Here is a 22,626-nt window from a genome sequence, read left to right as displayed (position 1 = left end):
TGTGTTAAAATTAGCAAAGGAGGTATTTATGTACAAAGCTATTGTCAGTGATTTGGATGGAACACTTTTGAATGAAAATCACAAAGTTAGTCCATACACAAGAGAAACTATTAAATTGCTCTTGAAAAAAGGCATAAAGTTTTATATCGCAACTGGAAGAAGTTATCTTGGCGCAAAGGAAGTTATGGAAGAAATTGGACTAAAGATTCCATTAATTACATCAAATGGAGCGAGAATTTTAGATGAATCTGGAGCTGAAATTTATGTGAATAATCTTGCAAGAAAATATGTCGAAAAATTACTTGCGATGGATTACAAATCATTTGGAAGTGATATTATTTTAAATGGATATTCAGGCAGCAATTGGTATGTGACTGAAGATGCACGAGCTTATTTTTATGCGCAAAAGCCAGAGAGAAAATTGTATCCAGAACAGATTTCTTTTGAAGATTTTAGCACTAAAAATTTTTCTAAAATATTTTTTTTGGGTAATCATGAAAATCTTTTGGAATTGGAAAAAGAAGTTAAAAAAGTTACCAATGACGAAACGAATATCGTTTTTGTAAATAAAAGAAGTTTGGAAATTTTTTCAAAAACTTGTGATAAAGCTGTCGCAGCTAACTTTTTACTGCAAAAAGATGGACTTACATTAAAAGATGCTGTGTCTTTTGGAGATGGAGTCAATGATTATGATTTAATAACGCGGACGGGACTTGGATTTGCAATGAAAAATTCTATTTATAGGCTAATGGAAAAACTTTCTGATATAGAAATTATTGAAAGTAATGAAAATGATAGAATGGCTAAAAAAGTGCGAGAAATATTTGATTTGTAGTTTTTTGAAGTGAAAATTGTAAAAAAAAATTATTTTTAGAAAGGAAACTGTTATGAAAAAATTAGCATTGGTTGTCGATGACACACCTTATATAAGAGAAGATATAAGAGATATATTGGAAGAAATGGGATACGAGGTATACGAAGCAAATGACGGACTGGAAGCTTTGAGAATGTATAAAAAAATAAAACCAACAGTTGTAACAATGGATATTAATATGCCAAATATGCATGGACTTGCGGCTACAAAAGAAATTTCAAATTATGATAGGAATGCGAAAATATTGATTTGCAGCACAATGGTGATGTTTCCGAATTATCAGAAAATGGGACGTGAAGCAGGAGCAAAATCATTTTTACCAAAACCATTTACTGATGAAGAATTTATAGATGCATTTTCAAAATTATTCTTGTAAAATTGAATTTACTGAATAAATTAAAAAAATTAGGAAAAATTTTTCATATACGGTAAGATTTTAGACGCTATAAATGAGTTTATTAAGTTAAAAAGATTTTTATAAAAATTCGCAAAAGGAGACAAAAAATGTATAAAGCAGTTATTAGTGATTTAGATGGAACATTAATTGGCAAAGGGCATTATATCTCGCCTGTCACTATTGATACAATAAAAAAAATAATGGAAAAAGGCATTAAATTTTATATTGCTTCTGGAAGAAGCTATGAGCAAATTGGTTATGTGACAGAACAGCTTGACATAAAAATTCCTGTGATTGCTGCAAATGGTGCAAGAATTTTTGATGGAGATGGGAAGTTGATTTATGAAAGAGGATTAAATAAAGAAGATTCTGATGCGATACTTAATTTAGATTATAGAAATATTGCAAAAAAATCTCATCTCAATATCTTTTCTGGAAATGAATGGATTATAACAAAAGGGACAGCACAAGATGTCTTTGACAGAATAACTAATCAAGTAAAAGTGAATTTTAGGGAAGTTCCAGAAACAGAATTAAAAAATTTGGATATTTTAAAAATTTTTTATATTGGCGACCACGAAGAGATTTTAAAATTGGAAAAGGAGATTTTGAAGGTGACTAAAGGTGTAAATGTGATTTTTGTTACAGATACATGTATGGAAATTATGTCAAAAGGAGCTAATAAAGGACTTGCAGCGAAATTTTTGCTGGAAAAGGAAAATGTAAAATTGGAAGAAGCTATAGCTTTTGGCGATGGAGAAAATGACTTTGAGCTGCTTACGATGGTTGGAAAAGGTTATGCTATGGGAAACGCCATTGATAGACTGAAAAATTTGTTGCCAAGTGATTTTGAATATGTAGGAAAAAATATGGAAGATGGAGAAGCGCTAAAATTGCAGGAATTGTTTTTAAAATGAATTTTTTTATTTGTTTTTTGTAAGGAGAAAAAATTTTTGATTTCTCCTTGCAGCTAGTACTTATTTTAAGAAATAAAAATTTGAGAATTTTTTAGGTTGGCAGTTGACAATTAATTATATTTTTGATAGAATGAACAAGTAAAAAATAAAAATAAAAAAATGTAGGATAGTAGGTATAATTTGCACTTTTTTGCAAATTTTGGAAGTGAAAATGAAAATTATAAAATGTAGTTATTGGTAGGAAAATATGCGTTTTTGCATAATTTAGTAGTATTGAATTTAATAAATTTTTTAAAATTAGTAATTTGTAAATTTTAGTTTATAAATTAAATATTTTTTAGTAATAAAAATTCTGTCAATGAGTTTCTTTTTATAAATTTATTTTATTGAGTTTTTATATAATAAAATATAAGTGCGATTTTCAACTCTCCTATTATAGAGAGTTTTTTTATTACAAAATAAAAAATAAATGGAGGAAAAATTATGATTATAAAAGTAGATGAAAATATTTCACAGGAAAATATGGAAAAATTATTGAAAAGAGTGGAAGAGCTTAATTTAAAGCCACATTTGTCTTATGGAACTGAATATACAATAATTGGATTAGTTGGAGATACAAGTGTTATAGATGTGAACAGAGTTTTGACAATTGAAGGAGTGCTTGATGTGCAAAGAGTGCAAGAGCCGTACAAAAGAGCGAGCAGAAAATTTCACCCAGAAGATACGATTGTAAAAGTAGGAAATGTGGAAATTGGTGGAAATAATCTTGTGATGATGGCAGGACCTTGTTCGGTTGAAAATGAAGAACAAATTATGACAGCGGCAAGAATAGTGAAAAAATATGGAGCAACAATGTTAAGGGGTGGAGTAGTAAAACCAAGAACATCGCCATATGCGTTCCAAGGTCTAGGAATGGAAGGAATTGAATTGATGAAAAAGGCAAAAGAGGAAACAGGACTTCCAATAATATGTGAAGTGATGTCGATTTCACAATTGCATGAATTTGGTCCACATGTTGATATGATTCAGCTTGGAGCAAGAAATATGCAGAACTTTGATTTATTAAAGGAAGTTGGGAAAACAAATATTCCAGTACTTTTGAAAAGAGGACTTAGTGCAACAATAGAAGAATGGCTTATGTCGGCTGAATATATTTTGGCAGGAGGAAATGAAAATGTAGTTCTTTGTGAAAGAGGAATAAGAACTTATGAAACCGCTTATAGAAATGTGCTTGACTTAAATGCAGTGCCAATGATTAAAAAATTGACACATTTACCAATAATAGTTGATTCAGCTCACTCTACAGGAAAATACTGGATGGTAGAACCGCTTGGAATGGCAGGAGTAGCGGCAGGAGCAGATGGACTTATGGTGGAAGTTCACCCAGAACCAGATAAAGCGTTGTCAGATGGACCACAATCATTGAAAGAAGATGTATTTAAACATCTGATGGAAAATGTGGAAAAAATTGCGAATGTATTAGGAAAAAGTTTTAAAGCAAAATAATTTTGTTGAAAAATAGATTTTGTTTTTAAAATTTTGAAACACTTGAAATTTTATAAAAAAGTATGTCAGCAATAAATTATAAAAAATTAGAAAATTTGATAGAACAGAATAGAATAAAATACAATACAATAGGATAGAACTGAAAATAAAAAAAGAAAAGAAAATAAAGTAAAAGAAAGCAAAAGAAAGGGAAATAAATTTATGATTATAAAAGTAGATGGGAAAATTGATAAAAGCGTGTTAGAAAGATTGATAAAAAGATTGGAAGAAGAAAATAATGTTAAAGTGAAGCCGATTATTGGGGCAGAATATTCAATTTTAGGACTAGTTGGAGATATTAGCTCTATTGATATTAAACATATTCAATCTTTGGAATATGTAATTGATGTGCAAAGGGTGCAAGAGCCGTATAAAAGAGCAAGTAGAAAATTTCATCCAGAAGATACGATTGTAAAAGTAGGGGATGTGGAAATTGGTGGAAATAATCTTGTGATGATGGCGGGGCCTTGCTCAGTGGAAAATGAAAAACAGATAATTGATACTGCAAAAGCTGTTAAAGCCGCAGGAGCAGCTATTTTAAGAGGAGGAGTAGTGAAACCTAGAACATCTCCTTATGCATTTCAAGGACTTGGTATGGAAGGTGTTAAACTTATGGAAAAGGCAAAAGAGGAAACAGGGCTTCCAATAATATGTGAAATTATGTCAATTTCTCAACTTCACGAATTTGGTCCGCACGTTGATATGATTCAGCTTGGAGCAAGAAATATGCAGAACTTTGATTTATTGAAAGAAGTTGGAAAGACAAATATTCCAGTGCTTTTAAAAAGAGGACTTAGTGCGACAATAGAAGAATGGTTAATGTCAGCAGAATATATTTTAGCTGGCGGAAATGAAAATGTAGTTCTTTGTGAAAGAGGAATTAGAACTTACGAAACAGCTTATAGAAATGTACTTGATTTAAATGCAGTGCCAATGATTAAAAAATTGACACATTTACCAATAATTGTAGATTCAGCTCATGCGACTGGAAAATACTGGATGGTAAAACCGCTTGCAATGGCAGGAATTGCAGCTGGAGCAGACGGACTTATGGTAGAAGTGCATCCTGAACCAGACAAGGCATTGTCAGATGGACCTCAATCATTGAAATTTAATGTATTCGAAGATTTGATGCAAGATGTGGAAAAAATTGCAAATGTGTTGGGAAAGAGCTTTGAAGCAAAATAAATTATTTAGCTAATGAAGGAGAAAAAAATATGATTGTAACAACTACAAATAAAGTTCAAGATAAAGAAATATTGGAATATAAAGGAATTGTTTTTGGTGAGGTTATAACAGGAATTAACATTTTAAAGGATATAGGAGCAGGAATTAGAAATTTTTTTGGTGGAAGATCTGGAGGATATGAGAAAGAATTGCTAGCAGCTAGGACTGAAGCTCTGAAAGAAATGGAAGAAAGAGCAAAAGATATGGGAGCAAATGCCATTGTTGGAGTAAAAATGGATTATGAAGTGTTAGGTGCTGATAATGGAATGCTTATGGTTACCTGCAGTGGTACAGCTGTTGTAATTTAAGATTAAATTGTGAAATGAGATAGAATTATGATGAAAAATAATTTGAAAAAAATAGAAGATTTGACGGTAACGATTGTTGGGCTTGGAGTGATTGGCGGGGGATTTGCTCAAAGCTTAAAAAATATTGGGGTAAAAACAATTTATGGGATTGATATTGATGAAGGAACTTTGAGAAAGGCTGAAGAGAAAAAAATTATAACCGAAGGATTTGTAAAGACTAAAGATCCTTTGAAAAAATCGGATTTGGTTGTAGTCACGCTTTATCCGAATATTGTGAAATCATTTTTTGTAAATAATATTGAAAATTTTAAAGACGGTGCGATTATTACTGATGTTATTGGAATTAAAGGGAAAATAATCGAAGAGATAGATCCGTTTATTGAAAAAAGTGAAAAAAAAATTGATTTTATTTTTGGACATCCGATGGCGGGGCGTGAAAAGAGAGGAATTGATTTTGCGGATAGCCGTGTTTTTCAAAATGCGAATTACATTCTTATAAAAGATAAAAAGAATAAAAAAGAAAATCTGGATTTGTTGAGTGAGATAATTAAAAAAATGGGATTCAAAAGTGTAAGTTTTTTGACCGCTAAAGAACATGATGAAATAATTGCATTTACAAGTCAGCTTACTCACGCAATAGCGGTTTCACTTGTAAACAGCGACAATCAAAAGTATGATACAAATAGATTTATCGGAGATTCCTTCAGAGATTTGACAAGAATTGCCAAAATTAATGAAGACTTGTGGTCAGAATTATTTTTGGGAAATAAGGAAAATTTGTTAAAAATGATTCAGCAGTTTGAAAATGAACTGGATATAATAAAAAATGCTTTGAAAAATGATGACATTGGAACATTAAAAGAGCAGTTTATAATTTCCACAAGAAGAAGGGAAAAAATAGACTAAAAGATTTTTAGTTTTAAATTTTTCTAAAAAAAATAAAAATAAAACAAAATTTTTAAAAAAAAATCAAAAACAAAAACAAAAAAATATAAAAGATAAAAAATAGTGAGTGCTTTCACAAAAAAAGAGTTTTGTAGTCAAAGCCTCACTTTTGAATTATAAAAATATAAATATTTAGGAGAAAAAATTATGAAAAAATTACATGTTGGCTTGGGAAAAAATTCTTATGATATTTTAATTGGAGAAAATTATGCGAAAGATTTTCCAAAATATATAAAAGAAATTTATAGCGGGAAAAAATTATTTGTCATAACTGACTCGAATGTGAACGAAATTTACAAAAATATTTATGAAAAAATGTTTAGTGGATTTGATTACATGGTTTATGTACTAAAAGCTGGAGAAAAAAACAAACATATCGGAATTATGCCACAAATTTATTCGGCGATGGTAGAAGCTGGTGTAAAAAGAAAAGATTTAGTCGTGGCTTTTGGTGGTGGAGTTGTTGGCGATATTGCAGGATTTGCAGCGGCTTCATTTTTGAGAGGAGTTAATTTTATTCAAATTCCTACGACAATTGTTTCACAAGTTGACAGCAGCGTTGGTGGAAAAGTTGGAGTTGATTTGCCTGAGGGGAAAAATCTTGTTGGGGCATTTCATCAACCGAAACTTGTTTTAATTGATAATTATTTTTTAAATACATTAACAGATAGATATTTTTACGACGGATTTGGGGAAATTGTGAAATATGGATGTATTTATGACAAGAAATTTTTTGATAGACTTGTGGAAATTGTGGAAAAAGTTGGGGTTTCGCAAGATGATGAAAATTATATACAAAAATTGCGTGAACATTTGATGAAGTATGTGAATGAGCTTGTTTATCGTTCTTGTGAGATAAAGAAGGAAGTTGTGGAAAAAGATGAGAAGGAAAGCAACTTGAGAATGATATTGAATTTTGGGCATACGATTGGTCATGCGATTGAGCAGTTTACAAATTATGAAAAATATTCACACGGAGAGGCAATTTCTGCTGGGATGGTGGATATTACAAAAATTGGAGAGAAAAAAGGATTTACTAAAGAAGGGGAAGCTGTGAAAATTGCAAAATTGCTTAAGGCATTGAATTTGCCGACTGAAATTGAGTATCCAAAAGATGAGATTGCTAAGATTATGAAAAGAGATAAGAAAAGTACGAGTGATGGAATTAATTTTGTAATTTTGAAGGAAATTGGGGAAGTTGAGATTATGAAGATTGGGGCGGAAGAGATTTTTGAGTAAGTGTTTGAAATTGTAAAAATAGAAATGTGTGATTATGAGGGGAAATTAAAAAGGTTAGGCTTTAAAATAGTGAGGGAGTGATAAAATATGGTACAGGAAAATTTTAAAAAAGTGGAAAAGGCGAACTGGTTAAAAATAATTTTTAATTCTGCAAAATTCTTAATTTCTTTGCTGATATTAAATATAGGAGTAGTTTTATTATTTGCTGTTGAAATTAGCAGAAATTTTTATGTTTCTACTGTTGTGATTTTTGTAGTTTTATTAATTATATTAGGTATAGTAGATTTCTTTGTGTTTTCGTATTATAAAAAGAAGTATCCAAATATTTATTTTTATGATGATAGTTTTAGTGTAGGAAAAAATGAAAAAAATTATTATAAAAATTTACAATATTTTCTTTCAAAGGAAGTATATATGGTGGGAAATACATTTACAGCCATCTTTTTCAAATCTAACGAAGGAAAGTGGGAAAAAATCAATGCAGGCGGGTATAGAAAAGATGCTTTTGATTTATTTCAGGAAGACTTTGTAAAACAGAATTATCCAAGTGCATTAGAAAAGATTGAAAATGGGGGAAGTGAGGAGTTTCCATTTAGAAAATCACATAGATTAAGTTTCAGTCTTTTCTCAGACAAGAAGCAAATTGAGAATTTTGATAATTTAAAGAAAATAAAAGTTTCGAAAGAAAATATTACATTTGATGATGAAATATATAACTGGGAAGAATATATAATTGGTGTAGCAGATGGAGTGATATTTGTAAAGGATTTAAACAATAATATTATTTTAGCTTTTGGAAATGAAATGGAGATTTTCTGTGAAAATCTGTTAGTCTTTTTAATAAAAGAGCTGAATAAAAATTAGATGAAAGGGATTATTTATGAAGAGATATTTAAACGGAATTTTATTTGCGGGGTTAAGCTCTATTATTGCAGCTATGATTTGCTTGGGTTTTTCGATGATTTTTTTAGGATATAAAATAATCTCTATAATTATATTTTTTATAGTTTTTTTTGGCTGGATATTTGGAATAAAAATTAAAAAGACAGAGACAGAAAGTAAAAATATTGTTGAACCTATACGTCAAAGTAAATTTGGAGCAAATGCTAAAAATGAAAATTTGCTAAATCCAAAATATGAAACTTTACCAATGAGGGATATTACAAAAGGAATTCCTGTAATTACAATTTTTTCTATTATTACAGTATATTTTATTGATGTAATTTTGGTAGCTTATTATTTGAAAAGAGAGCAAAAATTACCATTTCCAGAAGGTTTATCTTATTCATGGATGGAAGTTTTTAAAATAAGTAATGAAATATATACAGATTGGGCTTGGATAATTTTAGTTGCGATTGTATCTGTAGTTGCTTTTATAAAAGCTGAGAAAAAGGAACAAATGAGTAAGGAGAATTAAGAGGGAAATTAGATTTTATATAGTTTATTCAAAAAATGGAATTCGTCAGACAGTGTCTGATGAATTTATTTGGGATTAAAAAAGAATAAAATGGAGGACTAATATGAGTGATGCTATAAAAGATGAAGTTTTTGGAGAAATAAAAAATTTTGAAACTGAAGTTGAGTGGCTTGGGAGAAAAATAGGTGTGAATTTTCATTATGGAATTGAGCGTGATTGGAGTGAAGAGAAAAAATTAGAAGAAGTTAAAGGGGCAATTGAACAATTTAAAATTATGTATCTCAATCAAAAAGAATGGGATGAGAGAATAAAGGATAGAATTGTGGAAGATTTGCGTTGGTTAGCAGAAGATTGGTTTTCTTCAGTAGATGAGGAAGATGTGGATGAAATGATAGAAATACTTGAAAAAAATTCAAATTCTAAATTTACGGAAAAAGAAAAGGAAGAGTTAAAAGAACAAAAAGTTTCAAAAGAAGTTTTTAAAAATGGGATTTATCTTGAAGGGGTACATATAACTTCTGATGGAGATTTTACGGTGTACTATTATGATGATGAAGTATTTTTTGCAGGGCATGGGATTGATTTAATGGGGAATATTAGTGGGGAATTTAGCGGTGAAGCAGATATTATAGGATAATTTTAATTTTATGAAATAAAAAAAATAATAAAATGGAGGATTAGTGTGTGTAAAGCAATTATAGATGAAGTTTTTGGGGAAATAAAGAATTTTGAAACTGAAGTTGAGTGGCTTGGGAGAAAAATAAGTGTGAGTTTTGATGGTGGAATTGAGAGTGATTGGAGTGAAGAGAAAAAAGTAGAAGAAATTAAAAAGGTAATTGAACAATTTAAAATTATGTATCTCAATCAAGAAGAATGGGACACAAAAATGAAAGATTTGGTAAGTGATTATGGGAAAGACGGAGTTATGGATTGGCTTTGTGTTGACGATGAAGAAGAATTGGAAGAATTTATTGAGAATATTCATGAAAATTCAGAGATTGAATTATCAGAGGAAGAAATTGAAGAATTGAAGAGAGAAATAGTTCCTGAAAGAGTATTTAGAAATTGTATTTATTTGCAAGGTTTATGGGTAACCGCTGATGGAGATTTTACAGCATTTTATTATGACAATGACATATTTTTTCTTGGACATGCTATTATGTTAAGTGGAAATGTTAATGGAGAGTTGGATTGTGATGGTGAAGTAGGATAAAATTTTTAAAGTAGAATGAATAAAAAGGAGAAAAAATTTATGAAAATAAAAATAAAACCAAGCATATTAAACGGAAAAATAGAAATCCCGCCATCTAAAAGTTATTCACACAGAGCGGTAATTGCGGCTGCATTAGCTGAAGGCGGGAAGAAGTCAAAGATTGATAATTTGAAGTTTTCAGTAGACATTACAACAACGACAGATATTATGGAAAACTGGGGAGCGAAAATTAAAAGATTTGAGAGTGCTCTTGAGATTATCGGGAATGATGGGAAAGTCGTTCCGAAAGATAAATATGTACAATGTAATGAGTCGGGATCTACAATCAGGTTTTTGATACCGATTGGGATTACAAGTGAAAATGAACTGATTTTCGATGGAAAAGGAAAACTGGTGGACAGACCGCTTGAATCGTATTATAGGATTTTTGATAAGCAGGGAATCTTTTATAAAAATGAGAATGGGAAATTGCCGCTTACAGTAAATGGAAAATTGAAGGCAGGAAATTATGAAATTGACGGGAATATAAGTTCACAGTTTATTACTGGACTTTTGTATGCCTTACCACTCTTGGACGGAGATTCAAAGTTGACTATTAATAAGAATTTGGAGTCTAAGGGATATATTGATTTGACATTGGAAATATTGAAACTGGCTGGAATTGAGATTGTGAACAATAACTATAAGAGTTTTGATATAAAGGGAAATCAGATTTATAAGCCTTTTGATTATACTGTTGAGGGGGATTATTCACAAGTGGCGTTCTGGATTGTGGCTGGAATAATTTCTGCAAACAAGGATAATGAAGTGAAATGTCTGCATGTGAATAAAAATTCGTTGCAAGGAGATAGGGAAATTATTGAGATTGTTACTAGAATGGGGGCAAATCTTGAGATTTTGGATGATTATGTGATTGTGAAGCCATCTAAAACAAAAGGAACTGTGATTGATATTTCTCAATGTCCTGATATTGCACCGATTTTGACTGTGCTTGCTGCATTGAGCGAAGGAGAAACTCGAATTATTAATGGAGAAAGACTTAGAATTAAGGAGTCGGATAGAATTACTTCAATAAAAACAGAGCTTAATAAACTTGGTGCGAATGTGACTGAGGAAGGAGATAGCTTGATTATTCAAGGTGTACAAGGATTTACTGGTGGAGTTACAGTAAGTGCTTGGAATGACCATAGAATTGCAATGTCGCTTGCGATTGCTTCAACAAGATGCAAAAAGGAAATAATTCTGGAAGAGGCTGAAAGCGTTAGAAAATCTTATCCGCATTTCTGGGATGATTTTGTGAAAATGGGTGGAGAAATAGAGAAAGACTTTTAAAAAGATTTTTTAGAAAGATAAAGTTTATTTGTAATAGAAAAATAAGTTAAAAATGGTAGAATTTAAAATAAAATTTTTTAAAATAGAAATAGAGAGTTAATTGAATATGCGAATGTGAAATTTAATTAAATATTGTTAAAACCGTTAGGAAAGGGAATTTATATGAGTAAATTATTTTTGACATCATATTTAGCGGGAACGAAAAATTTAGTGAAAGAATTTTTAAAAGATATACTAGAAAAAGAAATTACGTTTGTTCCTACTGCTTCAAATACTGAAGATTATAAAGGATATGTAGACGAAGCTGAGCAGACATTTTTGGAATTGGGATTTTCAATAAATATTTTAGATATTTCAAAAACAGAAAAACAAAAAATAGAAAATATATTGAAGGATACAAAAATTTTGTATGTATCAGGTGGAAATACATTTTATCTATTGCAGGAACTAAAACGTAAAAAAATTTTAGATACTATTAAAGACAAAATTTCAAATGGAATGCTTTATATAGGAGAATCGGCTGGAGCGATTATTACTTCTAAAAATATAGAATACAATCAGATAATGGATAATAAGGATATTGCTCCTGATTTAGATAATTATGAAGCAATGGGGATTACGAATTTTTACATTTTGCCACATAATAATGAATTTCCATTTGTTGAAAGTACAAAAGAAACTATAAAAATTTATGAAAATAAATTAAATTTGCTTCCAATAAGCAATAGTGAGGCAGTTTTTGTAAATGGAAAAGATTTTGTTGTAAAAAATGATGATAAATAAAAATTTGGGAAAATAGAAAGGAAAAAAATGGCAGCAAATTTTGGAAAAAATTATAAAATTTCGATTTTTGGAGAATCGCATGGAAATGCATTGGGAGTAAATATTGACGGAATTCCGGCAGGAACGGAGCTGAATTTGGAATTTCTCTCACAGGAAATGAGAAGAAGAGCACCTGGAAGATCTAAATTGACAACGCCTAGAGTGGAAAAGGATGAATTTGAAATTTTGAGCGGCTTTTTTGATGGAAAAACAACTGGAACACCACTTGCAATGATTATCAGAAATTCAAACCAGCGTTCAAAGGATTACAGCGAATTGAAAAGAAAGCCAAGACATGCAGATTGGAGCGGATTTAACAGATATAACGGTTTTAACGATATTCGTGGAAGTGGGCATTTTTCTGGGAGAATAACAGCTTCATTGGTATTTGCTGGAGCGATTGCAAAACAGATTTTGAAAAGTCAGGGAATTTTAATTGCGGCACATATCAAATCTGTAAAGGATATTGAAGACAGGGACTTTGTGGAAAGCGATATTACAGAAAAAAATATTAATAAACTCAGAAATATGACTTTACCTGTCTTGAATGAGGAAATTGTGGAAAAAATTGAAAAAGTTGTGGAAAAAACTAGGGAAGAAAAAAATTCACTTGGTGGAATTGTAGAACTTATGGTTACAGGACTTCCTGCGGGAATAGGAGATCCATATTTTGAATCAATGGAAAGCGAGCTTTCAAGAATGATTTTCTCAGTACCAGCTACAAAGGGAATAGAATTTGGAGCAGGCTTTGGAATTACAGAAATGACAGGGTATGAAGCTAATGATGAGATGTATTTTGATGAAAATGGAGAAATAAAATCATTTACAAATAATAATGGTGGAATTATAGGTGGAATAACGACTGGAATGCCAATTTCATTTAAAGTGGCAATAAAACCGACGGCTTCAATTGAAAAAGCACAAAAAACTGTGAATCTTGAAACTAAGAAAAATGATATTTTGGAAGTTCATGGAAGACATGATCCAATAATAGTGCCGAGAGCAGTGCCAGTATTGGAGGCGGCTACGGCGATTGTAATTTTGGATAGAGTTTTGGAAGCTAAGAAATATCAATTGTAAAAAATTAAAATAGAGAAAGTGAGAAAATTATGAAAAAAAGCTTAATGACTGCAATATTTTTTCTCTTAGCGATTGGAGTAGTCGGGAATAGTGCTAAAAAGATCAATGTAAAAACAAGGAATTTTAGGAAGGTAAGTGAAAAGTCCGTGAAATTACCGAATTATGATGGAGTAAAGAAAATCAGTATTTTTGTAAAAGGTTTTGAAAGTGGGCCTACAGTGAGTAAAATTATTTTGCAAATGGATGATTATCGAATTACTGGGCTTGATAAAAATAATTGGAAGGTCAAGACTAATGGAGTTGAGAGAAAGGTAACTAATGTATATATTTCAGATGGTAAGGGGAAAAAAGCCTTTGATACTGGAATTGTTACGCTTGAATTGGAAAATGTATTTAATCAGAAGACTTTGAAATACGAAGGCTCACCGTTTTCATATAATATTAAGAAATTTTTTAATGAATGGGCGAAAGAATATGTTGTAGAAATTGACGGGAAAGTTACTGTTGATGGGGAAAATTATTCAGTTAATAAAAAGGAGGATGTGATTAATAATCGTGTTTCAAATGATACAGCATTATTTAATTACAGAAGTTCATTTAGTGAAAATTACAAAAATCCGATTACTAAAAAGATGGAAAATTTGAAATTGGAAATGGCTGCATATGAGCCTGAAAATTTGAAAAAAGGTGAGAAGAAACCATTAGTTATTTGGCTTCATGGACAAGGTGAAGGTGGAGATGATCCTGATATTGATATTTTGGGAACAGAAACTTCGGCACTTGCGAAAGAGGAAATTCAGAAATATTTTACTACGAGTGGAACTGATACGAAGGGAGCATTTGTGCTAGCTGTGCAGTCGCCTACTTACTGGATGGATGAAGGTGACGGGACAAATGGAAATGGAAGTGGAATTTCACGATATACGCAAATTTTGATGGATACGATTAAAGAATATGTGAAACATAATCCTTCTGTTGATACAGAAAGAATTTATCTTGCTGGAGATTCAAACGGCGGATATATGACAGTAAATATGATAATTAATTATCCAGACTATTTTGCAGCGGCCGTACCAATTTGTGAGGCGTATGCTTATTATGAATATGAGAGAAATGCTGACGGAACTTATAAAACAAATGATATTGAAGTTTCTGCAGGCGGGGAAAATAGTGCAGTTTCAAAATTTAAAGAAACAAAGAAATTATGGGTAACAAAGGAAAAAATTCAAAAAATGAAAAAAACGCCAATTTGGTTTATCGCAGCGGCAGATGATAGAATTGTAACGCCGCAAAAGTTTTCGCTTCCAACATACAGAGATTTATTGAAGGCTGGAGCAGATAATGCGTGGTATTCGTACTATGAAAATGTGATAGGGACAGATGAGCCAAATTCTAGATTTTCAGGACATTTTTCGTGGATATATTTTTTAAATAATCAAGTGGAAGGTGTGCAAAATCGAGAAAAAATAAAAAATTCTAAAGATGAGTCAACTTCTGGTTTTGAGCCAAGCAATTCTGGGAAAGGTGGAAACAAGAAAGCTCAGTTGAAAGGAAAGACATTTGAAAATGTGTTCGAGTGGATGAATTTTCAGAAAAAAATAAAAAACAGATAAAAGTTTAGAGAAATTTAGAAAGGAGCTGTCTTTTTCAGAAAAAATTAAATATTTGCAGTAACTTTTTTAAATTTATGTTATTATTACCTTGCATAGTAAAAATGATTTTTTCTAATTAGGCGAGATATTTTAGTATATCATTTTTACTATGTTTTTTAATGCATTTTTTTGTTACACTTAATTATACAATGTACTTTCAAAAAAAAATTAAAAAAAGTGTTGACAAGATAAAAAATATATGATATACTAACTAGGTAGTTAGGAATTTTGAAAAAAGATTATGCCTTGGTGGCGAAATCGGTAGACGCACAGGACTTAAAATCCTGTGGAATATTATTCCGTGCCGGTTCAAGTCCGGCCCGAGGCACCAAATCATATTTATGCGGGAGTAGCTCAGTTGGTAGAGCGTCAGCCTTCCAAGCTGAATGTCGCGAGTTCGACCCTCGTCTCCCGCTCCAAAGTATGAGCCATTAGCTCAGTCGGTAGAGCACTTGACTTTTAATCAAGGTGTCACTGGTTCGATCCCAGTATGGCTCACCATTTTTACCATATGTGCCTGTAGCTCAGTTGGATAGAGCAACGGCCTTCTAAGCCGTGGGTCAGGAGTTCGAATCTCTTCAGGCACGCCATATGGATCCATAGCTCAGCTGGTTAGAGCACTCGGCTCATAACCGAGCGGTCGCTGGTTCAAGTCCAGCTGGATCCACCATTTGAATTTTATGCGGCCTTCGTCTAGTGGTTAGGACTTCAGGTTTTCATCCTGGCAACAGGGGTTCGACTCCCCTAGGCCGTACCATTTTTTTTAAAAACCATATTAAATGTGGTATTTTTTTTGAAGTAATTATAATATAAATTTTTAAGTTATGGGTGGATGTCCGAACGGCTAAGGGACCGGTCTTGAAAACCGGCGAAATCGCAAGATGTCTGGGTTCGAATCCCAGTTCACCCGCCATATGCCCAGATAGCTCAGTCGGTAGAGCAAGGGACTGAAAATCCCTGTGTCCGTGGTTCGATTCCGCGTCTGGGCACCATTAAATTCAATAATTTGTATTTTAAGTATGATGTTTTATAAAAACATCTTTTTTTTTATTTGTTGAAAAAAAAAGGGAAATACGATATAATAAAAAAGGGTTAAAAAATTGAGGGGATTGTAATGGAAGAAATTTTAAAAAAAGATGAAGAAAAAGAAAAAGGGCATCGCAAGCGGTTGAGAGAAAAATTTTTGACTGTTGGAACTAAAGGGCTTCAGGATTATGAAATTTTGGAATTACTCTTGACTTATACAGTTGTGCGAAAAAATTGCAGGGGGATTGCTAAAGAATTGCTTTTGAAATATGGGGATTTGTATTCTATTTTGAAGCAATCTGGCGAAGAATTGCAAAAAAATAAAAATGTGACAGAAAGAGCTGTCGTTTTTTTGAAATTGATATTTGAAATAATTGAAAATGGGTTGTATAAAAAAATTTATAACAAAAGAATCGAAATATCCAGTAATACTAAATTATTAAATTATTTGAGTTGTTCTCTTTTAAAAAGGGATGTTGAAGTTTTTAAAGTTTTATTTTTAAATAGTCAAAATAAATTGCTGAAAGAAGAAGAGTTATTTTTTGGGACTTTGGATAGAAGTACAGTTTATATCAGGGAATTGATAAAAAAGATATTAAATTATAATGCAAAATCAATAATTATTGTCCATAACCATCCATCTGGATCGTTAAAGCCATCAGATTCAGATATTTTTTTGACAAGAAAGATAAAAGAACTTTTTGACAAGATAGAAATACAGCTTTTGGATCATTTGATAATTAGTGAGCGGGGATATTTCAGCTTTTTAGAAGGTGGAATATTGTGAAAATAATAAATATAAAATTTAGGAAAACTAAAAAAGTTTATCCGTTTATAATTAATGAAGTGGAAAATTATAAAAAAGGAGACTATGTCTTGGTTGATACCATTCGGGGAGAGCAGATTGGGATTGTTTTGGACGCTGTGTTAAATCAGGAAAAGATTTTGGAGGAAAAAGAAGAACTTAAAATGCGTGAAGTTAAGCGAAAATTGAATGAAAGTGAAATAAATAAACTTACGGAGCTTGATAAAAAGGCAGACGAGGCTTATTTTATATGTAAAAAAATTGTAAAAAGATTTCTTCCTGAAATGAATCTTGTAATTGGCGAGTATACTTTTGATGAAAATAAGCTAATTTTTTATTTTACAGCGGAAAAAAGACTTGATTTTAGGGAATTGGTAAAAGAAGTGAACAGAACTTTTAAAAAGAGAGTGGAGTTTTATCAAATTAAAGTAAATGATGAAGGTCGTATTTTATCAGCATTTGGAAAATATGGAAGAGAAATTTATTGGTAAAATTATATACTCAAACCTATTTAAAATTAAATTATTAAAAATTATATAAATCTAGGAGTTGAGTAAAATAGTCATAGTTTTTGAGTTCGGTTTTAAAACAGTTTTACTATAAAATAAAAAATTAAAAAAGATAAAAATTAGAAAATATCTAAAATTTATCTTTTTTTATTTTTATGTTAAGAAAAAATTGTTTTTTATAAATTTAATTTTTATGTATTTTTATTTTTCATAAAAATTTTAATTATTTATTATTAAATTTTCCACATATTTTTTTATAATATTTTGTGCTTTCTTGCAAATTTCGTCATAACTGCCAGCTGGCTTAAATTTTTCTAGTACCGCAACTTCAATTTTTTTCGGTCTTGGAAATTTCATATATCTCGAATATGCGTTAAATGCGCCTTTTATCCCAAGGCACTGAATATCTACACCCATTTCTTTAGCTATGATTGCGAATACTTTTTTAAACTCGGCAACTTTACCATCTTTTGTCCTTGCACCTTCAGGGAAAATTAGCACACTTTTACCACTTTTTAAATGTCCAACAATCTCTTCCACACTTTTTCTTATATTTTTGTTTATGTCAACTAAAATAACATTTCCATGGTTTACAAGAAGTTTCATAAAACCTTTTTTAAAATACCAGTCAATTGCTAAAAATAAAGTGTTATTTAATATTTTTCGTGGAAGCAGAGTTCCTAATACAACTGGATCAACAAAACTTTGATGGTTTGAGACAAAAATTTGAGGTTCTGCCGTAAGATTTTTTTTATTTATTTTTTTTGTCCTAAAATACAAATCAACTATTGGCTGAAGTGGTTTTAAAATTTTTGTAACCCAACGATTTTTATTGTCAACAATCGGTTTAGTTTCATCAATTATCTTTTTCCAGTCAACTTCATTATCTTCAATTTTTGTAGCTTTTTGGTTGATATATTCAGAAAGCAAAAGCAAATTAGGCATTTTAGAAAACTCATCTTCATCCAGTCTAATTCCAAAGTTACTTTCAATATATGCAAAAAATTCGACGATGTCAAGTGAATCCATTCCAATTTCAAGTTCCAGATTTTCCTGTGGCTGTGGAGCAATTCCCTTATTCTTTTTGACATATTCTTTTAAAATTCTGTAAATTTCGTTATCTGGCTCGATTACTTTTTCTTTTTTATCCGTTTCACCTTTTTCGTATAAGTCAGGCAACATAAATCTTCTTGTTTTTCCAACTCTTGTTTTCGGCAATTCATTTTCAAACAATTTGTAATCCAGTATTTTTTCATAGTTATGAGCTTTTAAGTTGTAGTCTTCCACAATATTTTTTATGTAAGTTTTTGTGTTTGTAATATTTCTTTTTCTAAATTCCAATAAATCTGGAACAATTATTGCCGCAAGTTTATTTTTATGATTAAAAATTCCGATTTCCTTTATAAGTCCGTCACTTTTTTTTAGAACTCTATCTTCTAGGGTTTCAGGATCAATATTTTTACCATTCGATAAAACAATCATCGTATTTCGTCTTCCACGAATTGTAATAAATCCTTCGTCGTCAATTGTTGCCAAATCTCCTGTTTTAAACCATCCATCTTCAGTAATCACTTCTTTTGTTTTTTCCGGTTTATTGTAATAACCTTTCATCACAATTGGTCCTTTTACCATAAGCTCTTCATTTTCAATCTTTACTTCGACATTAAAAAGTTTTTTCCCAACAGTTCCAATTTTTCTCTCTTTTTTAGAATTTACTGCTATAACTGGCGAAGTTTCAGTAAGTCCGTAACCCTCCAGAGAATAAATTCCCAAAGTTTCGTAAAATCTTGAAATTTCAGGATCCATTTTTGCTCCACCAACGACGATGAAATCCAAATGTCCTCCAAATTTTTTGTGAACTTTTGCGAATACTTTTCGTTTTAATTTTATAGAATTTGAGTTTTTCATAATTTTGTAAATAGTTCTTGTTAAAAATTTTGCATTAATTTGCTCCATAACTCCATCATAAAATAATTTAAACACTCTTGGAACCCCAATTAGCGCTGTAACTCTATTTTTTTCAAGAGCTTCGAAAATCTCTTTACTTGCAATTTTTTCCACAAAAACGATGGAAGTCTGATATTTTAACATCAAAAGCACAGTCGCTGTAAGTGGCAAAATGTGGTGAAATGGAAGCAGCGCCAAAATTTGGTCACGGTAGTCAAAAATTCCTTTTTCATAAATTCCTTCCATTTCAGAATTTAAGTTATCAAATGAGAGCATAACTCCCTTGGGATTTCCAGTCGTTCCAGAAGTGTAGAGCATAGCAGCAGTTTCATTTCCAGTCGGATTATTTAACTCAAAATCTGAATTTTTTATAAAATTTAACTTTTCTTCTGAGATTTTAACTTTATCAACATTAATTATTTTTATTTTATCCTTAAATTCATATTGATTGACAGCATCAATTATATTTTTTTGAGTCTCATCAGAACACAAAATAATATCAGGATTTGCGTCATTTAACACGTACAAAATTTCTTGAGGGTTGCTATTCGCATCAAGCGCAATTCCCGCCGAATTTTTATCCCAAATAGCCATAAATCCGTAAATCCACTCTGGACGATTTTCCATAATTATAAGTCCAAATCTGTCTTTTTCTAAATTTATTACATATTCTGAAAAATATTTAATATTATTTATAAGCTCAGTATAATTTATATGTCTATTTTTAAAATCGACTAAAGCAAGTCTGTCCGCTCTTTGTAAAAACATATATTTTCCTCCTCTTTTTAGATAAAAAAATTATATCACATTTTGGGTTGATACGCTATTTTTTTCTATTTTGGAGATAGTGTAAAAATTTTAGGGGCATATTTTGATTACAAGATGTCGAAGAGCACTTCTACTTAAAAAAATAAATTATTTTAGTAATTTCGTGGGTTGAATGGGAAACTTAAAATAGAAGTTTTTATTTAAATAAAGAGCAATTCTATTTTGTAATAAAATTACTCTTTTAAACTATTTATGGTTTTAGGTTAGGATGTTTCTTAAAATATTCTTCCCTCACTTTTTTGTAATTAGTAGGTGGTTTTCGATTGGGGTCAGGATATTTTGCCAAATCAAGAAAACTAAATCTTCTCATATTCATAGCATCTTTTTTTGTAGATTTTGTTCTAGTTGATGTTGTTTTTCTTTTTGTTTTTTTAGACCCTTTACTTGCTGAAAAGGCAAATAAAGATATTACGAGTGTTAATAATAGTATAATTTTTTTCATATATTTTTCCTTCTTTCTTTTTTTATAATTTTTTTATTTTAATTTAACAAGGCATACCCTTGTGAACTCATCGCAGCCTGAACTTCTCCTGCATTATTATATTTTTCTGTGGAAAAAGAGTTAGATTTTATTTCTTCATAAGAAGTAATATTATTGTTTTTATCTAAAACTATGTTCCCAATTTCAACTGGTTCAAAAGATTCAGTGTTGCCAAAAAATCCAGCAAATACGTTTTGAATGAAATATTTAACTGATAAATTTCCATTTTCATCCTGTTTGTAATAAATTCCTGCTAAATTAGGATTATCGGAAGAATTCTCATCTTTTTGCAATTCAATTTTTCTTTGTGCAAGTTTTGTAATATAATTTTTCAAATCTTTTACTTGATTAGCATTTTTAGCATATTCAAGAAGTCCACTGACTTTTATTTTAAATTTGCTGTTTTGAGGACGAATTTTTAATTTTTTTGCTACGTCTTTATTATAAGAAATGTCAACATCTATTGTATCCCCATTTTGTATTCCTTCAGTTTTTGAAAAATTAAATGTAATTCCTCCTTCTTTTGCAAACTCTTCCTCTTTTTTAGGTTTTCCTGTATTGCTATTTGCAGTTTCTAGAGGAAATTCAGGATTTTGATAATTTGTTATTTTCCCACTTCCAGAATCTCCGTCAATTCTAACCGTATAATATTTATTAAAGTCAAAATTTTGCAAAAATATAAAATTTGCACAGATGTAGTATAGTGCAATAATTCCTATTACAGCAATTCCAATAGTTGTATATTTTTTCTTTTTCTCAGGATCCATTGCATTTATTTTTTTAGCTCCGTTATTCCATTCTGATTTTATATCTTCAATTTCTACATTTTTTCCTTTAAAAATAACAAAATAATTAGTTACTACTGAACCTAGTGAAGTTATCAAAGTTAATATTAAAACAAATTGTGTAAAACCTAAATTTGGTGCTGAACCTGTCGCTGCTCCAAATATACCTGACAAGGAAGTGAACGCTTTTATAACTTTATTTACCGCATATATTTCTAAAAGTCCTGATATTCCAAATCCGAAGATAAAGTAATAATTTAGATTCTTTAATTTTTCTATTTTATTTTCTTTTTTTGCTTTTAGATAAATTAAAACAGTAACTACAATTACAGCGATTACTATTAAATTCAAAATGCCTTGCAATGTTTTTGCTGTTGAGATAAATCCCATTCCTTCTCCCAGTGTATTCATCCCACTGTTAAACAAATTGTCTAAAGAACTCGAATTAGCAGCTTCTGAGGCAAGTTTTTTTGCATTAAAATACAAAGTCAAACCTTTTATTCCAGCATAAAGAAGTATTACGGAAGCTATTGTTGACAACCAAAATATTATTTTTAAAAAAAGTTTACTATTTTCATTATCTTTTTGTAAAATATTATCTAAAAATCCTGGTTGTGAAACGTTTTCAGAATTATTATTTTCATTTGAGCTATTAATTATTTGACTTTGTTTATTATCTGTATTTTCCAAATTTTGAGCTACGTTATTATTAACATTAACGCCATTATCTTTTTGAAAAACAATAGGATAGTTTTTTAATAATGTAAGAGCAGAAAATACAATGCAGGCGATTAAAGCGACTAAACCTATAATTACAGCAAATTTTGAAAGAAATTCTGGCATCAAACCTATCATAGATAGGAGTAATATAACAAGAATTACAATACCTGATATTGCTAGTCTAAAAGGATTTGCATAATTTGGAATATTCATTTTTTGAAAATTATTAGAATTTAATGCTTTAGAACGAATATTAAAGATTACAACTATATTTATTATACTTGCAATTCCAAAAATAGCTAAAAGAGTTATTAATAATTTCATTGAGTTAAATCCATCAACTGCTCCTCCAATCATTCCGCCAAATCCGCTTGTAAGTTGTCCCAATATTCCAATTATTTTTATAAGAACAATTGCTAATGTTACAAATATTACGGCACTTAACCAAAATAATAATTTTATTTCTCCAAATTCTATCAAATTATTGGTGTTTTGGTTATTTGTTTTGTTTTCTATATTTTTATTATTATCCATTTTTCCTCCTGTTTTTAATTTAA

Annotated in this window: 21 protein-coding genes and 8 tRNA genes; 26 read left to right on the top strand and 3 right to left on the bottom strand. The window is 30.4% G+C overall.

The genetic code is table 11. The features are described 5' to 3' along the window. The first annotated feature begins 28 nt into the window (after window positions 1–28). The 26 genes from AB8B22_RS09710 to ricT all read left to right on the top strand — a co-directional run bounded on the left by AB8B22_RS09710 (window position 29) and on the right by ricT (window position 17,290). A complete protein-coding gene (locus tag AB8B22_RS09710) occupies window positions 29–835 on the top strand; it encodes an HAD family hydrolase (protein ID WP_369710969.1) in 807 nt (268 codons plus the stop codon). Window positions 836–887: 52 nt separating this feature from the next. Then, a complete protein-coding gene (locus AB8B22_RS09705) occupies window positions 888–1,250 on the top strand; it encodes a response regulator (RefSeq protein WP_094079664.1) in 363 nt (120 codons plus the stop codon). Window positions 1,251–1,378: 128 nt separating this feature from the next. After that, on the top strand, window positions 1,379–2,188 hold the full coding sequence (locus AB8B22_RS09700; RefSeq protein WP_369710968.1) for an HAD family hydrolase: 810 nt from the start codon (window positions 1,379–1,381) through the stop codon (window positions 2,186–2,188). Between the two features lie 483 nt (window positions 2,189–2,671). Then, window positions 2,672–3,694, top strand: coding sequence for a 3-deoxy-7-phosphoheptulonate synthase (aroF, locus tag AB8B22_RS09695; protein ID WP_369710967.1), 1,023 nt, complete (start codon window positions 2,672–2,674; stop codon window positions 3,692–3,694). Window positions 3,695–3,895: 201 nt separating this feature from the next. Further along, window positions 3,896–4,921, top strand: a complete 1,026-nt coding sequence (gene aroF, locus AB8B22_RS09690; protein ID WP_369710966.1) for a 3-deoxy-7-phosphoheptulonate synthase — start codon at window positions 3,896–3,898, stop codon at window positions 4,919–4,921. Between the two features lie 29 nt (window positions 4,922–4,950). Beyond that, the gene (locus tag AB8B22_RS09685) at window positions 4,951–5,268 is read left to right on the top strand and encodes a putative heavy metal-binding protein (RefSeq protein ID WP_094079668.1); all 318 of its coding nucleotides are present in this window, start codon (window positions 4,951–4,953) and stop codon (window positions 5,266–5,268) included. 27 nt (window positions 5,269–5,295) lie between these two features. Continuing rightward, window positions 5,296–6,174, top strand: a complete 879-nt coding sequence (locus AB8B22_RS09680; protein ID WP_369710965.1) for a prephenate dehydrogenase — start codon at window positions 5,296–5,298, stop codon at window positions 6,172–6,174. A gap of 186 nt (window positions 6,175–6,360) precedes the next feature. Then, window positions 6,361–7,452 (top strand): 3-dehydroquinate synthase, encoded by a 1,092-nt coding sequence (gene aroB, locus AB8B22_RS09675; protein ID WP_369710964.1) that lies wholly within the window; start codon window positions 6,361–6,363, stop codon window positions 7,450–7,452. Between the two features lie 87 nt (window positions 7,453–7,539). After that, on the top strand, window positions 7,540–8,316 hold the full coding sequence (locus AB8B22_RS09670) for a hypothetical protein (protein ID WP_369710963.1): 777 nt from the start codon (window positions 7,540–7,542) through the stop codon (window positions 8,314–8,316). Window positions 8,317–8,332: 16 nt separating this feature from the next. Then, a complete protein-coding gene (locus tag AB8B22_RS09665) occupies window positions 8,333–8,869 on the top strand; it encodes a hypothetical protein (RefSeq protein ID WP_369710962.1) in 537 nt (178 codons plus the stop codon). A gap of 103 nt (window positions 8,870–8,972) precedes the next feature. Beyond that, window positions 8,973–9,506, top strand: coding sequence for a DUF2262 domain-containing protein (locus tag AB8B22_RS09660; protein WP_369710961.1), 534 nt, complete (start codon window positions 8,973–8,975; stop codon window positions 9,504–9,506). A gap of 45 nt (window positions 9,507–9,551) precedes the next feature. Then, a complete protein-coding gene (locus AB8B22_RS09655) occupies window positions 9,552–10,082 on the top strand; it encodes a DUF2262 domain-containing protein (protein ID WP_369710959.1) in 531 nt (176 codons plus the stop codon). Between the two features lie 39 nt (window positions 10,083–10,121). After that, window positions 10,122–11,414 (top strand): 3-phosphoshikimate 1-carboxyvinyltransferase, encoded by a 1,293-nt coding sequence (gene aroA / locus AB8B22_RS09650; RefSeq protein WP_369710958.1) that lies wholly within the window; start codon window positions 10,122–10,124, stop codon window positions 11,412–11,414. Window positions 11,415–11,576: 162 nt separating this feature from the next. After that, window positions 11,577–12,197, top strand: coding sequence for a Type 1 glutamine amidotransferase-like domain-containing protein (locus tag AB8B22_RS09645; RefSeq protein WP_369710956.1), 621 nt, complete (start codon window positions 11,577–11,579; stop codon window positions 12,195–12,197). A 27-nt stretch (window positions 12,198–12,224) separates the two neighbouring features. Then, window positions 12,225–13,316, top strand: a complete 1,092-nt coding sequence (aroC, locus tag AB8B22_RS09640) for a chorismate synthase (RefSeq protein WP_369710954.1) — start codon at window positions 12,225–12,227, stop codon at window positions 13,314–13,316. 29 nt (window positions 13,317–13,345) lie between these two features. Next, window positions 13,346–14,929, top strand: a complete 1,584-nt coding sequence (locus AB8B22_RS09635; protein ID WP_369710953.1) for a prolyl oligopeptidase family serine peptidase — start codon at window positions 13,346–13,348, stop codon at window positions 14,927–14,929. Window positions 14,930–15,211: 282 nt separating this feature from the next. After that, window positions 15,212–15,299 (top strand) — tRNA-Leu (locus tag AB8B22_RS09630). Window positions 15,300–15,311: 12 nt separating this feature from the next. After that, window positions 15,312–15,387 (top strand) — tRNA-Gly (locus AB8B22_RS09625). Between the two features lie 6 nt (window positions 15,388–15,393). After that, window positions 15,394–15,469: transfer RNA gene (locus AB8B22_RS09620), tRNA-Lys, on the top strand. 12 nt (window positions 15,470–15,481) lie between these two features. Further along, window positions 15,482–15,558 (top strand) — tRNA-Arg (locus AB8B22_RS09615). A 3-nt stretch (window positions 15,559–15,561) separates the two neighbouring features. Then, window positions 15,562–15,638, top strand: a tRNA-Ile gene (locus tag AB8B22_RS09610). A 12-nt stretch (window positions 15,639–15,650) separates the two neighbouring features. Next, window positions 15,651–15,725: transfer RNA gene (locus AB8B22_RS09605), tRNA-Glu, on the top strand. Window positions 15,726–15,794: 69 nt separating this feature from the next. After that, window positions 15,795–15,881: transfer RNA gene (locus AB8B22_RS09600), tRNA-Ser, on the top strand. Window positions 15,882–15,884: 3 nt separating this feature from the next. Then, window positions 15,885–15,960 (top strand) — tRNA-Phe (locus AB8B22_RS09595). A gap of 122 nt (window positions 15,961–16,082) precedes the next feature. Then, window positions 16,083–16,781, top strand: a complete 699-nt coding sequence (gene radC / locus AB8B22_RS09590; protein ID WP_369710952.1) for a RadC family protein — start codon at window positions 16,083–16,085, stop codon at window positions 16,779–16,781. After that, complete coding sequence (gene ricT / locus AB8B22_RS09585; RefSeq protein WP_094079677.1) at window positions 16,778–17,290, top strand: PSP1 family protein; 513 nt, start codon at window positions 16,778–16,780, stop codon at window positions 17,288–17,290. Before radC ends, ricT begins: the two co-directional genes overlap by 4 nt. Window positions 17,291–17,527: 237 nt before the next feature. On the opposite strand, the gene AB8B22_RS09580 is transcribed toward ricT, so the two are convergent. The 3 genes from AB8B22_RS09580 to AB8B22_RS09570 form a co-directional block, all read right to left on the bottom strand. Continuing rightward, a complete protein-coding gene (locus AB8B22_RS09580) occupies window positions 17,528–20,023 on the bottom strand; it encodes an AMP-binding protein (protein ID WP_369710950.1) in 2,496 nt (831 codons plus the stop codon). Between the two features lie 250 nt (window positions 20,024–20,273). Beyond that, window positions 20,274–20,525: a hypothetical protein gene (locus AB8B22_RS09575; RefSeq protein WP_314082017.1), complete on the bottom strand. Its 252-nt coding sequence runs from the start codon at window positions 20,523–20,525 to the stop codon at window positions 20,274–20,276. Window positions 20,526–20,563: 38 nt separating this feature from the next. Continuing rightward, a complete protein-coding gene (locus tag AB8B22_RS09570; protein WP_369710948.1) occupies window positions 20,564–22,603 on the bottom strand; it encodes a hypothetical protein in 2,040 nt (679 codons plus the stop codon). Between the last annotated feature and the right edge of the window lie 23 nt (window positions 22,604–22,626).

The organism is Leptotrichia rugosa (assembly GCF_041200005.1).
Lineage (GTDB): Bacteria > Fusobacteriota > Fusobacteriia > Fusobacteriales > Leptotrichiaceae > Leptotrichia > Leptotrichia rugosa.
Note: the sequence above shows the minus strand (reverse complement) of the source record. Positions and strands in the feature narration are given on the sequence as shown.

Excerpts from the sequence above, each read along its gene's own strand:
- aroC (WP_369710954.1), top strand. The coding sequence starts at position 12,225 with ATGGCAGCAAATTTTGGAAAAAATTATAAAATTTCGATTTTTGGAGAA.
- AB8B22_RS09700 (WP_369710968.1), top strand. The coding sequence starts at position 1,379 with ATGTATAAAGCAGTTATTAGTGATTTAGATGGAACATTAATTGGCAAA.
- radC (WP_369710952.1), top strand. The coding sequence starts at position 16,083 with ATGGAAGAAATTTTAAAAAAAGATGAAGAAAAAGAAAAAGGGCATCGC.
- AB8B22_RS09685 (WP_094079668.1), top strand. The coding sequence starts at position 4,951 with ATGATTGTAACAACTACAAATAAAGTTCAAGATAAAGAAATATTGGAA.
- AB8B22_RS09570 (WP_369710948.1), bottom strand. The coding sequence starts at position 22,603 with ATGGATAATAATAAAAATATAGAAAACAAAACAAATAACCAAAACACC.
- AB8B22_RS09580 (WP_369710950.1), bottom strand. The coding sequence starts at position 20,023 with ATGTTTTTACAAAGAGCGGACAGACTTGCTTTAGTCGATTTTAAAAAT.
- AB8B22_RS09670 (WP_369710963.1), top strand. The coding sequence starts at position 7,540 with ATGGTACAGGAAAATTTTAAAAAAGTGGAAAAGGCGAACTGGTTAAAA.
- AB8B22_RS09710 (WP_369710969.1), top strand. The coding sequence starts at position 29 with ATGTACAAAGCTATTGTCAGTGATTTGGATGGAACACTTTTGAATGAA.
- aroF (WP_369710967.1), top strand. The coding sequence starts at position 2,672 with ATGATTATAAAAGTAGATGAAAATATTTCACAGGAAAATATGGAAAAA.
- aroB (WP_369710964.1), top strand. The coding sequence starts at position 6,361 with ATGAAAAAATTACATGTTGGCTTGGGAAAAAATTCTTATGATATTTTA.
- AB8B22_RS09645 (WP_369710956.1), top strand. The coding sequence starts at position 11,577 with ATGAGTAAATTATTTTTGACATCATATTTAGCGGGAACGAAAAATTTA.
- AB8B22_RS09705 (WP_094079664.1), top strand. The coding sequence starts at position 888 with ATGAAAAAATTAGCATTGGTTGTCGATGACACACCTTATATAAGAGAA.
- AB8B22_RS09635 (WP_369710953.1), top strand. The coding sequence starts at position 13,346 with ATGAAAAAAAGCTTAATGACTGCAATATTTTTTCTCTTAGCGATTGGA.
- AB8B22_RS09665 (WP_369710962.1), top strand. The coding sequence starts at position 8,333 with ATGAAGAGATATTTAAACGGAATTTTATTTGCGGGGTTAAGCTCTATT.
- AB8B22_RS09575 (WP_314082017.1), bottom strand. The coding sequence starts at position 20,525 with ATGAAAAAAATTATACTATTATTAACACTCGTAATATCTTTATTTGCC.
- AB8B22_RS09660 (WP_369710961.1), top strand. The coding sequence starts at position 8,973 with ATGAGTGATGCTATAAAAGATGAAGTTTTTGGAGAAATAAAAAATTTT.
- aroF (WP_369710966.1), top strand. The coding sequence starts at position 3,896 with ATGATTATAAAAGTAGATGGGAAAATTGATAAAAGCGTGTTAGAAAGA.
- AB8B22_RS09680 (WP_369710965.1), top strand. The coding sequence starts at position 5,296 with ATGATGAAAAATAATTTGAAAAAAATAGAAGATTTGACGGTAACGATT.
- aroA (WP_369710958.1), top strand. The coding sequence starts at position 10,122 with ATGAAAATAAAAATAAAACCAAGCATATTAAACGGAAAAATAGAAATC.